This window comes from Flavobacterium aciduliphilum (genome assembly GCF_003268855.1).
Taxonomy (GTDB): Bacteria; Bacteroidota; Bacteroidia; order Flavobacteriales; family Flavobacteriaceae; genus Flavobacterium; species Flavobacterium aciduliphilum.
The window spans coordinates 41,404-55,693 of record NZ_QLSZ01000002.1; the positions used below are offsets into that span (position 1 = coordinate 41,404).

At 33.2% G+C, this 14,290-nt stretch carries 8 protein-coding genes and 1 CRISPR repeat array; of the genes, 6 read left to right on the forward strand and 2 right to left on the reverse strand.

From position 1 onward, the window contains the following. Window positions 1–19: 19 nt before the first annotated feature. Window positions 20–934 (reverse strand): GYDIA family GHMP kinase, encoded by a 915-nt coding sequence (locus CLV55_RS02940; RefSeq protein ID WP_112112257.1) that lies wholly within the window; start codon window positions 932–934, stop codon window positions 20–22. Window positions 935–952: 18 nt separating this feature from the next. Beyond that, window positions 953–2,269 (reverse strand): hydroxymethylglutaryl-CoA reductase, degradative, encoded by a 1,317-nt coding sequence (locus tag CLV55_RS02945; protein WP_112112258.1) that lies wholly within the window; start codon window positions 2,267–2,269, stop codon window positions 953–955. 150 nt (window positions 2,270–2,419) lie between these two features. On the opposite strand from CLV55_RS02945, the gene CLV55_RS02950 reads away from it, so the two are divergent. The 6 genes from CLV55_RS02950 to CLV55_RS02975 all read left to right on the forward strand — a co-directional run bounded on the left by CLV55_RS02950 (window position 2,420) and on the right by CLV55_RS02975 (window position 14,234). Next, window positions 2,420–3,688, forward strand: a complete 1,269-nt coding sequence (locus CLV55_RS02950; protein ID WP_112112259.1) for a hypothetical protein — start codon at window positions 2,420–2,422, stop codon at window positions 3,686–3,688. A gap of 661 nt (window positions 3,689–4,349) precedes the next feature. Beyond that, complete coding sequence (gene cas9 / locus CLV55_RS02955) at window positions 4,350–7,742, forward strand: type II CRISPR RNA-guided endonuclease Cas9 (protein WP_112112260.1); 3,393 nt, start codon at window positions 4,350–4,352, stop codon at window positions 7,740–7,742. Between the two features lie 209 nt (window positions 7,743–7,951). Next, window positions 7,952–8,974: direct repeats of the CRISPR family, unit length 36 nt; unit sequence GTTGTGGTTTGATTAAAGATTAGAAAACACGATATT. Window positions 8,975–9,171: 197 nt separating this feature from the next. Then, complete coding sequence (locus CLV55_RS02960; RefSeq protein ID WP_112112474.1) at window positions 9,172–9,756, forward strand: transposase; 585 nt, start codon at window positions 9,172–9,174, stop codon at window positions 9,754–9,756. A gap of 78 nt (window positions 9,757–9,834) precedes the next feature. Next, window positions 9,835–10,239: a hypothetical protein gene (locus tag CLV55_RS02965; protein ID WP_112112261.1), complete on the forward strand. Its 405-nt coding sequence runs from the start codon at window positions 9,835–9,837 to the stop codon at window positions 10,237–10,239. Between the two features lie 277 nt (window positions 10,240–10,516). Then, window positions 10,517–12,685 (forward strand): S9 family peptidase, encoded by a 2,169-nt coding sequence (locus CLV55_RS02970; RefSeq protein WP_112112262.1) that lies wholly within the window; start codon window positions 10,517–10,519, stop codon window positions 12,683–12,685. A gap of 28 nt (window positions 12,686–12,713) precedes the next feature. Beyond that, window positions 12,714–14,234: a peptide MFS transporter gene (locus CLV55_RS02975; RefSeq protein ID WP_112112263.1), complete on the forward strand. Its 1,521-nt coding sequence runs from the start codon at window positions 12,714–12,716 to the stop codon at window positions 14,232–14,234. Window positions 14,235–14,290 lie beyond the last annotated feature (56 nt).

A 14,290-nucleotide genomic window follows, 5' to 3' on the forward strand; every position in this document is an offset into this window, starting at 1 on the left:
ATGTTCGCATCGGGTTTTTTTATAAGATCATTTCGTGGTAAGGAATGACCACATCAAATCCTTTGTCTTTAAAATACGGAGTAGGATTTTCTTTGGAAAGTGCCAAAACAAAATCTCCACCCCAAGCCCCCAAACTTTTAATGACCCCATTAAAATCGTCAAATAAGGCTTCTTGAACCGTTTGAAGTCTCAAAACGGTACTCATTTCAATTTCATGATTTTGTAAGGCTACAGCAAATTCTTTAAGGTCCTCTGTGCTTATAACCTTTTGTGTAATTGAATTAATAACCGTAATGGTTTTAGCTATGGAACTTTGATGCTCGAGATAGGAAGCAATAGCCGTACGACTGTTTTGCTTTCTATTTAGATAAACAAAATATATTTTTTCAGTAAAATTGGGATGAAAGCGAACAGTGGTCACTTTTGGTTTTTCGTTAACCAATTGATATAAAATGGCTGTATTGTTTTGAGCACATGCCAAATCGTAGCCACTTCCTCCAAAGCTCCTTTTTAATAATTCATACGAATCAATTTCGAGCCATTGTGCAATATTGTTGATTAAAGTTGACGAGGTCCCTAATCCCCAAAAGCGTGGAAATGTCAGTTCAGTAGTAATGTGGTATCCTTCAGATTGGGTCAGAAAATTAGAATTCATCTGATAGGCTTCATGCAAAATCTCAATTAAAGTGTTTTTAATTTGATGAACTTCTGGATGTGTTTTTTTTGCTATAATAGACGAAAATGGAATGGATTCTTCAAACCAAAGACTTTGGTCATAATCATAACTTTTCCAATGAATTATTTTGTTTTGAGAAGGTTCAACGATCAAATTTTGACCAAATTTTGTGGGCAACGCTAAAGCTTGTGCACCATCAAGCACAACATATTCTCCAGTGATGAGTAATTTTCCATTGCTGTAAAATGTCTTTTTCATGAGGCAAACAGCTTTGGTTTATTTTCTTAAATTTTCCAACAATTCTATCACGGAAGCGTGAGTAACCGTATGATTTTCAAAAAAGGCAGCAACTGCTTGGCGCTCGGCGTGTGTGGCTTGATGCTGGTTTAAAATATTGTTTAAGTGCATTTTCATGTGGCCTTCTTGAATTCCTGTTGTCGTTAACGAACGTAAAGCGGCAAAATTTTGTGCCAATCCAGTTGCGGCAACGATTTCCATTAGTTCGTGTGCCGATGGTTTGCCCAAGATTTCTAAAGCCATTTTTACCATAGGATGTAATGAAGTTAGCCCTCCAACAGTTCCTAAGGCAAGGGGGATTTCTAGAGAAAAATGAAACACATCATGTTCTATATAGGCATGCGAGAGGCTTGTATATTTTCCATTACGAGCGGCATAGGCATGGGCTCCCGCTTCAACAGCTCTAAAATCATTTCCAGAGGCCAATACAACAGCATCAATACCGTTCATGATGCCTTTATTGTGGGTGACTGCTCGGTAAGGTTCAACCGCTGCAATCTGAACGGCTTGAACAAATTTTTCGGCAAAAAGAACAGGATTTTCTATTTTTTTCTCGGCTAAATCAGAAACGGGACATGAAACAGAAGCACGAACAAGGCAATTGGGAACATAATTTGATAAAATACACATGATAATTTGAATCTCTTTTTCATCCTCAGAAAAGGAGTCATAGTACCAAGCCGCTTCTTTTAAAGTTTTTCCTAATTGTTCCAAGCACGAGTTGATAAAATTTGCACCCATGCTGTCTTTAGTTTCAAAAGTAACATGCAGTTGATAGTATCCTTTCAACTCGTGAGTTTTATCGACCAACTGAATGTCTAAAATTCCACCACCTCTTTTTTGCATGTTTTTGGTAATAGATTCTGTCGCGCTATACAATTGTGATTTTATGGATTGAAAAAACGAATGTAGGGTATTAGAATTTCCTGTGTATTTAAAATGGACTTGTCCAATTTTTTCAGAGCTCAAGACCTTGGTTTTGAATCCGCCACGCGTACTCCAATATTTAGCTGATTTGGCCGCAGCTGCGACAACCGAACTTTCTTCAATAACCATTGGAACGGAATAATAACGGTCGTTGATGAGAAAATTGGGAGCAATTCCCATTGGCAAATAGAAGTTGGTAATCGTGTTTTCTATGAACTCATCGTGAAGTTGTTGCAATTTTTGGTTGCTGTTCCAATACTGCTTGATTGTATCTAGGGCTGTATCGGGATTGGCAAAATACGTTTGAGCAATCCATTGTACTTTTTCTTCTTTTGTTAATTTAGAAAAACCGGCTATGTTCGAATTCATGATTTCTGTTTCTTGAAGGTGCAAAGATACGTTTTTTGTTGATTTCGATGAGGTTGTTCCATCAAGAACCCTCCCTTTTGTTTTTAAGTTTTTATTAAGAAGGAAGTCCTATCCTTTTTATATTTTTACTCAAATGAAAAGGAGATACAGATGAAAACCTTATGGATTAGTTTTTTTAGTTTTTTTGTGGGGTCTGTTTTGGCACAAACCGACGATTGCGCCACACAAATACATGATTATCGAACGTTGTTTCAAGCCCAAAAAATTGAGATCGCGTATCAGGTTTGGCAACAAGTTAAAAATCAATGCAAACCCTTATCCGAATCGTGTTATCAAGATGGACTTCAACTCATTCAAGCGTATAGTAATCGCATGGAAAACGAAGCAGAGAAAGAGCATTTATTGAAAGATGCCCTACGATTGCTGGAAGAATACCATAAAAATTATCCTCAAATGATAGACGATATTCAAGTAGCCAAAGCCATGCTAATCTATACGAATTCCGAAAAATCAGATTTGCAATTGGAAGAGGTCTATACGTTATTGAACAGCAGTTTTCTAGATCATTATAAAAATTTTACCGATGTCAACGCCCTTCAGGTGTATTTTGTACTTAGTGTGGCAGAGTATAAAAACAAGCAATTGACAGGGGGGGAGCTAGTCGATCGGTTTCACAAAATTCAAGAGCTTTATGAAGATTCGAAAAAGAAATCACCCGAACTTCAAAAGAACTTTGAAAACCTCCTTAAATTAGTTGAAGGAGAAGCTATAAAAGCTATAACTTGTACTGATTTTACGCATTATTATGAAGCCCAGTTCGACGCACATAAAAACCAAGTGGTATGGTTGCAAATTGCCAACCATAATCTCGTCACAAAATGCAATACGACCGATATCTTTTTTAAAATAGCTGCGCAATGCCATCAATTGGAGCCTACCACACAATCGAATTATGCTATGGGTTTGGCTCTTCTCAAACAACGAAAGGTTTCCGATGCGCTTCCTTTTTTCGACCAAGCCATTGCCATAGAACAAAATACCTCTGAGCAGGCTAAAATTTGCTACAACACCGCTGTGCAATTGAGTAAACTCGACAAAACTACATCGTGTCAATATGTGAAAAAGGCTTTAGTAATTGACCCCAAAATGTATAAAGCCTATCTACTCTGGGCGCAATTGTATGCCGATAGTGAAGATTGTGTTCAAACACCACTTGAAACCAAAGCTTTATTTTATCTTGCCATTCAAACCGCCAATAAAGCCAGTGATCTTGACCCAAAATGGAAACCTCAAGCCGATAAGTTTGCTGCAAAATATGTTGGGAAAACCTTTACTGAAAAAGAACTCAAAAAATTAAAAAGAAATACACAAACCATCTCTTTAGGCTGCTGGATTAATGAAACGGTTGAATTTAACTAAGGTGAGAGAGGCGGGTTTTAAGGGTTTTAAGGGTTTATGAGGTTAAGAGTTTATGAGGTTAAGAGTTTATGAGGTTTATGAGTTATAAAGTCTAAACATCCAACATTCCAACATTCCAATAATCCAGCAATCCAATAGCGGTAATAAAGTTTTACGTTATTCATTCTTCAAGAGGAAAAAAATGAATGTTCAAGAAGAAAAAATGAATTCTTCCTGACAATAAAATCAAAAGATGTATATCTTTAATAAAAAAGATGTACATCTTTTATTTAAAACATGTACATCTTTTAGTCAATAGATGCACATCTTTTATAAAATTCATCAGGAGGAAAATTTTTTTGTGTCTTTAGGAATAAAAAAAGTCATACTGATAAAAGCAAATAAATGTAGTGCTTGTCAAAAAATCTTACGAGTTTGTAAAACGTATAAGATTAATTAATGCGTAGAAAATTTTTAGGGAAGGGATAAAAAAAAAGTCCCACCGAAGCAGGACTAAAGGTTTTCACCTACGGCATATAGCCTTATTGTGATAAGATTAAAGATTAGAATTGTTTTAATCTGATACAAATGTAAAGAAAAATAATTATAAATAAATGAGGTTTCCCGTAAATGAGCTATTTATTTTTTTCTTATTTTTAAAACTTCATAAAAGGATTACAAAATGGCAAAGATTTTAGGATTAGATTTAGGTACTAATAGTATTGGATGGGCTTTAATAGAAGACAAACAAAATAAAATACTTGGTATTGGAAGTAGAATATTTCCAATGGGTGTTGAGAATCTTGGTGATGGTGATGGAGAAGTATCTAAAAATGCAAGTCGAACAGGAGCAAGAGGTGTAAGAAGGCAATTTTTTAGAAGAAGATTAAGAAAAAAAGTTTTGCTAAAAGCACTTTCTGAAAATAAAATGTGTCCGATAGATACCAAGGATTTTGATGATTGGAAAAAGACTAAACAATTTCCTTCAGAAAAATTAGCAACATGGTTTGCCTTAAATCCTTATGAATTACGTCAAAAAGCATTGCATGAAAAACTTTCTTTGGAAGAAATAGGAAGAATTTTTTATCATCTAATACAACGCAGAGGATTTTTGAGCAACAGCAGAAAAGGCGGCAGTGATGATGGTGCTATCTTCAAAGGAAATGCTAAAGAGGGAAAAATAGGAATTGATGATACATTAGAAAGTATTGAAGGTAAAACATTGGGTTCTTACCTGTATGAAATATACCCAAAAGATAACCAACCTTTTCAATATGGATTGGAAAGAATCAGAAACCGGTATACTACTCGTAAAATGTACGTTGATGAATTTGAAATGATATGGAACAAACAATGTCAATATCATTTTGTTTTAAACGATAGTTTAAAAGAATTGTTTGGTGGTAGAAAACAAGATGGTTACAAAGAAGATGGAATCTTATTTCATCAACGTCCTTTGCGTTCACAAAAACATTTAGTGGGTAATTGTTCTTTTGAACCAAGCAAAACAAAATGTCCTATTAGTGCTATTCCAGTTGAGTTATTCCGAATTTATCAATGGGTGAATACTGTTGAATATAATGGAAATAAAATCACTCAAGATGAAAAAAGCAAATTAATTGAACAATTGCTCTCGCATGATAAAATTGAATTTAAAAAATTAAGAAAAGCTATTGGAAAAGAAAGTGCAGAGTTTAAGTTTAATTATAAAGACGATGATAAAATTGTAGGGACTCATACAATCTCCAACTTGTCTAATAAAAAGTTTTTTGGCAAACAATGGTTTGACTTTACAGAAAAAGAGCAAGAAGATATCTGGCATGTGCTCTATTTTTTTGATAGTAAATCTAATGTGAAAGAATATGCTTTATCAAAATGGAATTTTACTGAAGAACAAGCTGAAGCTATTTCTAAATTTAATGTAAAAGACGGTTATGCAAGTTTAAGTAGAAAAGCTATCGGTAACATATTGCCTTTTTTAAAGCAAGGCTATACTTATGATGTGGCAGTGGTAATGGCTGGTATTAAAAATGTTTTTGGTGACAAATGGCAAAATGATACTGCAGAAAACAATCAAAAGCAATTAGATGTAATTGATAATGTATATGACATTGTTAGGTCTAAAATATCGGGTGGTTTTATAGATGTTATTAAAGAATTGTTGCGAAAAGAATTTGGCTTGAATGAAAAACAATTAAAAAAATTGTATCATCATTCGGCTACTATAGATGTAAAAGAATTACTTGATAAATTACCTATTGGTAGAGAAGCAGATAAAGAAATTCAAGCTATTAGAAACCCTATTGTTATTACAGCCTTGTTTGAGTTGCGAAAATTAGTAAATGAATTAATTGAAGAACACGGACAATTAGACGAAATTAAGGTAGAAATGGCGCGTGATTTAAAAATATCTAAATCACAGCGTAATAAAATAAGAAGAGATCAAAAACGTTTAGAGCGTGAAAATGATAGAGTAAAAGCAGAGGTTGAAAAATATATTAAAGTTACTAACGATAACATTTTAAAGTTCAAACTTTGGGAAGAGTGTAAACAAACTTGTCCTTACACTGGAGTTGCTATTCCTGTAAATAAACTCTTTACAGGTGAAATACAAATAGAACATATTCATCCATGGAGTCGTTCGCTTAATGATAGCTTTAATAATAAAACATTATGTTGGGCTGACGAAAACCGTCGTAAAGGAGATAAAACACCATTTGAGTTTTATGGTAGTGATGAGCAAAATTGGAGTGCCATCAAAGAACGTGCACTCAAGTTATTTTCGGATACCAAAGAATATCCAAATGCCTATCAAAAATTTAAACGCTTTGTACAACAAAAGTTTGATGATGATTTTTCATCGAGACAATTGAATGATACTCGATACATTAGTAAAGAAGCAAAAGAATATTTATCGCAAATATGTAGCAAAGTAACTGTTTCACCAGGACAAATGACGGCTAATTTGCGCCAAAAGTGGGGATTGAACACGGTATTAAATGATGAAAATGCAAAAACACGTGAAGACCATCGCCACCATGCTATTGATGCTTTAGTTATGGCTTGTGGCAAAACCAGTTATTTGCAAGAGTTGTCAAAATGGAATCGATACAGTAGAAACTATGATTTAAAAGATTTTCCTATGCCTTGGGAAACGTTTCGATTTGATGCCGAAAAAGCAGTAGATAAAATATTGATATCACACAAAAAAGTTTCAAACGATATTACGGTTCGTTATAAAACAGTTGAAAAAAATGGTAAAAAATATACTAATAAAGGAGTTGCGGCTAGAGGACAATTGCACAAAGAATTTGTTTATGGCAAAAGAAAAGCTCCTTTTAGTGATGAGGCTTTTCACATTAGAAAACCTATTGAAAGTTTATTGACGGAAAAGCATATTGAAAAAGTTGTTGATATTACAATAAGAAATTTAATCTTTAAAAGAGTTAATGAAATGGGAGGTTTTGATAAAGATAAAATTCCAGCCAATACTTTTTTTATAGTAGACGAGAATGGAGTTAAGCAACCACAAATTTTCTTGCCGAATAAAAATGGAAAACAAGTTCCAATTTTGAGAGTAAGAATTCAAGAGACAATAAATAAAGCCAAACAATTAAAGAATAATTCAAATCAGTTTGTAAATCCAAGGAATAATGACCATGTTTTAATTTATGAAACAATAGAAGGAAAACTAGAAAAGGATGTAGTAAGTTTTTGGGAAGTCGTTGAGAGGAAAAAGCAAGGTATAGATAAAATTAAGCTACCTATTGATGGTAAGAAGATAATTCAAACATTCAAAGAAAATGACATGTTCATTTTATTTAAAAATGAGGATGAAATTAATTGGGATGCAAATAATGATTTATCTGATAATTTATATAAAGTTCAAAAAATAGCCGGAGCTGATTATTTCATGGAGATTTGCTTCAGAAAGCACAATGATTCAAGAGATGATAAAAATGCAAAAGCAGATTATGTTTATATAAAAGGTTTTGGTGAGGGAAAAACAGGTTGGTTTACATTTAATCCAATAAAAGTAAAAATATCTGTTTCAGGGAAAATACAAAAAGTGTAGTTTTGTCATTTCGACCACAGGGAGAAATCACATAATCTAAAACTATATGAGATTGCTTCTCCTATTCGATTAAGCTCTTGAGTCCTCCTTCGTCGTAATGACAAGAGTACTTAAAAAGTTCTTTGACATGAGATTTTCATAGTCTTAAACAGCCAAACCACAACTGGAAGTTATGGCATCTGCCTTGCAAAAGATGCAGTAATCTTTTCGTTGTGGTTTGATTAAAGATTAGAAAACACGATATTATATGTATGAAAATTTGTGAACTTGTAATGTTGTGGTTTGATTAAAGATTAGAAAACACGATATTTCTCGGCTCGTTATCGTTGTCGTATATGTAGTTGTGGTTTGATTAAAGATTAGAAAACACGATATTTCTTATCCAGAATTGAAAGCTATAGCCACAGTTGTGGTTTGATTAAAGATTAGAAAACACGATATTTCTTGTTGTTCTGAAATTTTAGTCATTAATGTTGTGGTTTGATTAAAGATTAGAAAACACGATATTCTACCGCTGAAGCGATATCCATGTTTAAATGTTGTGGTTTGATTAAAGATTAGAAAACACGATATTACGTCTATTTGACTAGTTGAATCTAAATATGTTGTGGTTTGATTAAAGATTAGAAAACACGATATTTACACAGACAGAAAAGACAGCGAACGAAATGTTGTGGTTTGATTAAAGATTAGAAAACACGATATTTATGAATTAATAATCTTGTATAGGTATATAGTTGTGGTTTGATTAAAGATTAGAAAACACGATATTAAACTCAAATATTCTAAAATAAATATCTATGTTGTGGTTTGATTAAAGATTAGAAAACACGATATTTTTTACAATGGGTAAAAGCGAGAGGGATTGTTGTGGTTTGATTAAAGATTAGAAAACACGATATTAAAATAAAAGAAAAAAATGTCAAACAAATAGTTGTGGTTTGATTAAAGATTAGAAAACACGATATTGTGCAACTTCAACAGTTACATTAACTGAAAGTTGTGGTTTGATTAAAGATTAGAAAACACGATATTGAAGCTTTAAAGTACAACTAGACGTGTTTAGTTGTGGTTTGATTAAAGATTAGAAAACACGATATTAAAAGATATGTATTTTTGAGAAAGTTCCCGTTGTGGTTTGATTAAAGATTAGAAAACACGATATTTTCACGTATTTTATTAAAAATAAGCGTATAGTTGTGGTTTGATTAAAGATTAGAAAACACGATATTAGTTGCGGCGTTAGCTTCTAATAGTCAGGTAAATAAAGTGTTATATCGTGATAAAAAATGCTTCTTTTTTGCAGTGATAAGGCAAGATTGAAGCATTTTTTTATTTGTATGAAATAAAATTGCATTAAATGTTCTATGTTTGTAATAGAATAGTATTCTATTCAAAAATTTCAAAGCCATTTAAAATTATATCAGCCATGAAGCAAAGAAAATCCAATCGATTAAAAGGATATGATTATTCCAAGAATAATTTATATTTCGTCACAAATTGTGTAAAAAATAATCTGTGTTGTTTGGGTCGTGTGATTCCCGTAGGGACAGGTCGCGACCTGTCCGTACATCATCCCGAAATTCATCATCCCGAGAAAGAATATATAATGGAATTAAATCAATATGGTTTAATTGTTGAAGAAAGAATCCATTGGTTGATGAGTCAATATGGGTATGTAGATATTCATAATTATATAGTGATGCCAAATCATTTTCATATTATTTTAGAGATAGATTCAAGTTTGTTGAAAAATAAAATTTCAGAAAATAATTCTGAAAGGACAGCTCGAGAGCAGTCCGAACAAAAAATAAAATCATTATCAAGTTTAATAGGAGCATTAAAAACGACTTCGTCAAAATTAATTCATCAAGAAAATTTCACAGATTTTGCTTGGCATCGTTCTTTTCATGACCATATTATTAGAGACGAAAAATCATATACAAATATTTCAAATTATATAGATTTGAATCCTGAAAAATGGTTTAAAGATAGATTTTACAATAACGATTAAAATAGTTCTAGTTGGGTAGGTTGTGGTTCTTTTGGAACTTCTGCTTATGATGCAAATAATCTTTAAAATAATTTCATAATGAAAAAAATTTATTACAAAATAATGATAAGTTCTATATATGCCGCTAAAAACAATGGTATTATGAGTGATATATGGAAGTATGCGTCTAGTTTTTATTTTGCATTTGCAACTTCAATATATTTACTTTTTATGTATTCAGTAGTAAATAATTATTTGTTAAATCATCAGTTAGATTTTTTTAAATTAAAAATTATTCTCAATGGTAAATACAATTTTATATTAAATATGGTAATATATTTTGTAGTACCAATTATGAGTGTAAACTATTTATTGATTTTTAAAGAAAATAGATATAAGGAGCTTATAAAAGAATATAATAATAGTTATAATAAAAAACTATTTGCTTGGTATTTTATGATTTCTATTGTTTTTATGTATGCTACGTTATTTTTAAAAAAGTAAAATTTGGAGTTGGTACAGGTAATGTCCAGATAGCTCGGAATGCAATTCCGAGCAACAATGAGCTTAAAACGCACAAACGACAACGATAAAAAGAAACCGTTTTTTTATACTTTTGTTTTAAAGGTTGTTACTGACTTGGACTGCAAATCAGAGCTTTCGGGTTTCAATTACCCAAAAATTCCAAAACCAAACCATCCAAAGTAGAATTTCTTCGAAAAACAACCATTAATTGTAATTTTTTCACTAAAATTGAAGTCGTTTTAAAAATAAGATAAAAATGAAGTCAATTAAACTTGTTGTGTTGTTTCTATTATGTGGTTTTTCGCTTGTAGCTCAACAAAAATTATCGGTTGAAGAAATCTATGCCGGAGCTTTTCGTGCCAAAGGAATGGACGAATTGCAAACCATGAAAAACACCAATCAATACACGGTTCTTAATTCGGATAGAGCTACTAGAACCCAACAAATAGATTTATATGATTACGCCACATTAAAAAAAGTAGCAACCCTTGTTGATACCAAAAATGCCACTTTATTGTCGGACGGTATTGATAGCTACACGTTTAGTAATGACGAGAAAAAGCTTTTGATAGCCAACAATAGTAATGCTATTTATCGCCATTCATTCACTGCCGATTATTATCTGTATGACCTAATAACCAAACAAACCAGTAAATTGTTTGAGCAAGTGCAAGAGCCTACTTTTTCTCCCGATGGGACTAAAATTGCTTATGCAAAAGCAAACAACTTATTTGTGTATGATATTGCTTCTAAAGCGACGACTCAAATCACTACCGATGGAAAGAAAAATGCCATCATCAACGGAATTACAGATTGGGTTTATGAAGAAGAATTTGCCTTTGTAAGAGCGTTCGATTGGAGTGCCGATAGCAAAAAAATAGCGTTTATTCGATTTGATGAAAGCGAAGTGCCCGAGTTTTCGATGAATATCTACAAGAAAGATTTGTATCCAAAGGTGGAGACGTTCAAGTATCCTAAGGCGGGTGAAAAAAATGCAACGGTTTCATTGTTTGTTTATGATGTGGCTAGTGCAGCCTCTAAAGCAATAAACTTAGGAAATTATTCCGATTTTTATATTGCTAGAATGAAATGGACTAATGAGGCTAATGTGCTTTGTGCTCAAGTATTGAATCGCCATCAAGATAATCTAGATTTAATTTTTGTAGATGGAACTACGGGTGTGGCTAAAGTGGTGATGAATGAGAAAGATGCTGCTTATGTAGAGGTAACCGATAATTTGACGTTTTTGAAAGACAACAGTTTTATATGGACTTCAGAGAAAGACGGTTTCAATCATATTTATTGGTATGACAAAACCGGTAAGCTAAAAAACCAAGTGACTAAAGGCAATTGGGAAGTAACGGCTTACTACGGATTTGACGAAAAAACAAAAACGATTTTCTATCAATCAACAGAAAATGGTTCGACAGTGAGAGATGTGTATAAAATCAGTTTGGATGGAAAGAAAAAAGTAAAATTGTCGCAACGAGTGGGAACCAATTCGGCAACATTTAGTCCAGATTTTACGTATTTCATCAGCACATATTCTAGCGCAAGTGTACCAACAACCTATTCTTTGAACAATTCTAAAGACGGAAAACAAGTGCAATTGATTGAAGATAATGCTGCTTTGGCTGAAAAGGTGAAAAAGTATAATCTACCCACCAAAGAGTTTTTTGAATTGACTACTGAAAAAGGCAACAAATTGAATGCTTGGATGATCAAACCGAAAGATTTTGACGCTTCCAAAAAATACCCCGTTTTTATGTATCAATATTCGGGTCCAGGTTCGCAACAAGTAGCTAATGATTGGTTGGATATCAACGATTATTGGTTCATGATGTTGTCGCAACAAGGGTATATAACAGTATGTGTAGATGGAAGAGGCACCGGATTTAAAGGAGCAGCATTCAAAAAATGCACGCAAAAAGAATTAGGAAAATATGAAGTAGAAGATCAAATTGATGCCGCAAAAGTAATTGGAAATTATGCGTATGTGGATAAATCTAGAATTGGTATCTTTGGCTGGTCGTTTGGTGGATTTATGGCAAGTAATTGTATCATGAAAGGTGCTGAGGTGTTTAAAATGGCGATTGCGGTAGCTCCGGTGACCAATTGGAGGTTTTATGACAGCATTTACACAGAGCGCTACATGCAAACCCCACAGGAAAATGCAAGTGGGTATGATGACAATTCGCCAATCAATCATGTGAGCAAATTAAAAGGGAACTTTTTGTTAATTCACGGAACGGCAGATGATAACGTACATGTTCAGAATTCCATGCAAATGATTGAAGCTTTGGTTCAAGCGAATAAACAATTTGATTGGGCGATTTATCCCGACAAAAACCATGGCATTTATGGAGGTAAAACGAGAATACAGTTGTTTAATAAAATGACCAATTTTATCAAAGATAAACTATAATCAAACTAAATAAACTAAAACAATAATTATGAGTGAACAAGTAAAAACAGGACATCCAAAGGGGCTTTTCTTCCTTTTCTTTACAGAGATGTGGGAGCGATTCAGTTATTATGGAATGAGGGCCATCTTTATTCTATTTATGACCAAAATTTTATTGATGAAAGATGCAGATGCATCTCAAATCTATGGAAGTTATACTGGATTAGTATATCTTACACCACTTTTAGGAGGGTACTTGTGTGATAAATTTTTAGGAAACCGAAGAAGTATCGTTATCGGAGGTTTGTTAATGGCTTTGGGGCAATTCTTTATGTTTTTGAGTGCTTCAGCAGGAGCCAATGGCGGAGTTTCATTAATGTGGTTGGGATTAACAGCAATTATTATTGGTAATGGATTCTTCAAACCCAATATTTCAACGATGGTAGGACAACTGTATCCTGCAAACGATAGAAGAATTGATAGTGCCTTTACTATTTTCTATATGGGAATCAACTTGGGCGCTTTCTTTTCACCTTTAGTGTGTGGTTCTATGGATTTCAAATGGGGCTTCTTGGCAGCTTGTATAGGGATGTTATTAGGATTAGTAGCATTTATTTTTGGTCAAAAGAAATTCCTTATTTCTGAAGAAGGGAAACACATTGGTTTACCTGTTAAGAAATTGGATGCCACAAGTATTGCGATGATTGTTGGTTCTATTGGAATTATCTTCTTTATGTTGAATTTCAAGCAAATGTTCAATAGTGATACAGATATTATTGGATATTTTATTTATGGTGCTATGGTGGCCATGCCTGTATTAATTTTGACTGACAAAAGTTTGTCTAAAATTGAATTACAAAGAATCACAGTGATTTTTATTTTAGCGTTCTTCGTGATTTTCTTCTGGGGAGCGTTTGAACAAGCTGGAGCTTCTTTGACATTGTTTGCAGATAGACAAACAAACAGAACTTTATTTGGATGGGAAATGCCAGCTTCATATTTTCAATCTGTAAATCCATTAGCAGTTATTTCTTTGGCACCAATCATGACTATTGTATGGGGCTTTTTATATGCTAGAAAATTGGAACCTTCTTCTCCCAAAAAAATGGCGATAGGTCTTGGTATGGTGGCTATGGGGTATGTAGTTATTGCTATTGCGGTGAAAGGATTGGGAATTGGTGAAAAAGTATCGATGTGGTGGTTGATTGGGTTGTATGTAATTCATACTATTGGAGAATTATGTTTGTCACCAATCGGGTTATCAATGGTTTCTAAATTAGCGCCGTTACGATTATCTTCTTTAATGATGGGAACTTGGTTCTTGGCTAATGCTGCGGCGAATAAATTTGCAGGAACATTAAGTGCCTTGATTCCTGGAGGAGAGGATGGAACGGGAGGAGCGACTCATTTCTTAGGATTCCAAATTACTAATTTATATGAGTTCTTCGTATTGTTTATCATCATGTCGGGTTCTGCTTCAGCCATTTTGTTTTTCTTAAGCTCATGGTTGGAAAAAAGAATGCACAACGATCATGTAGAAGGGGTAGATTTAGAAGTAGAAAACCGATAAATCTTTTCAAAATATTTTATATCTTTCAAACCTGTAACTCAATTGTTGCAGGTTTT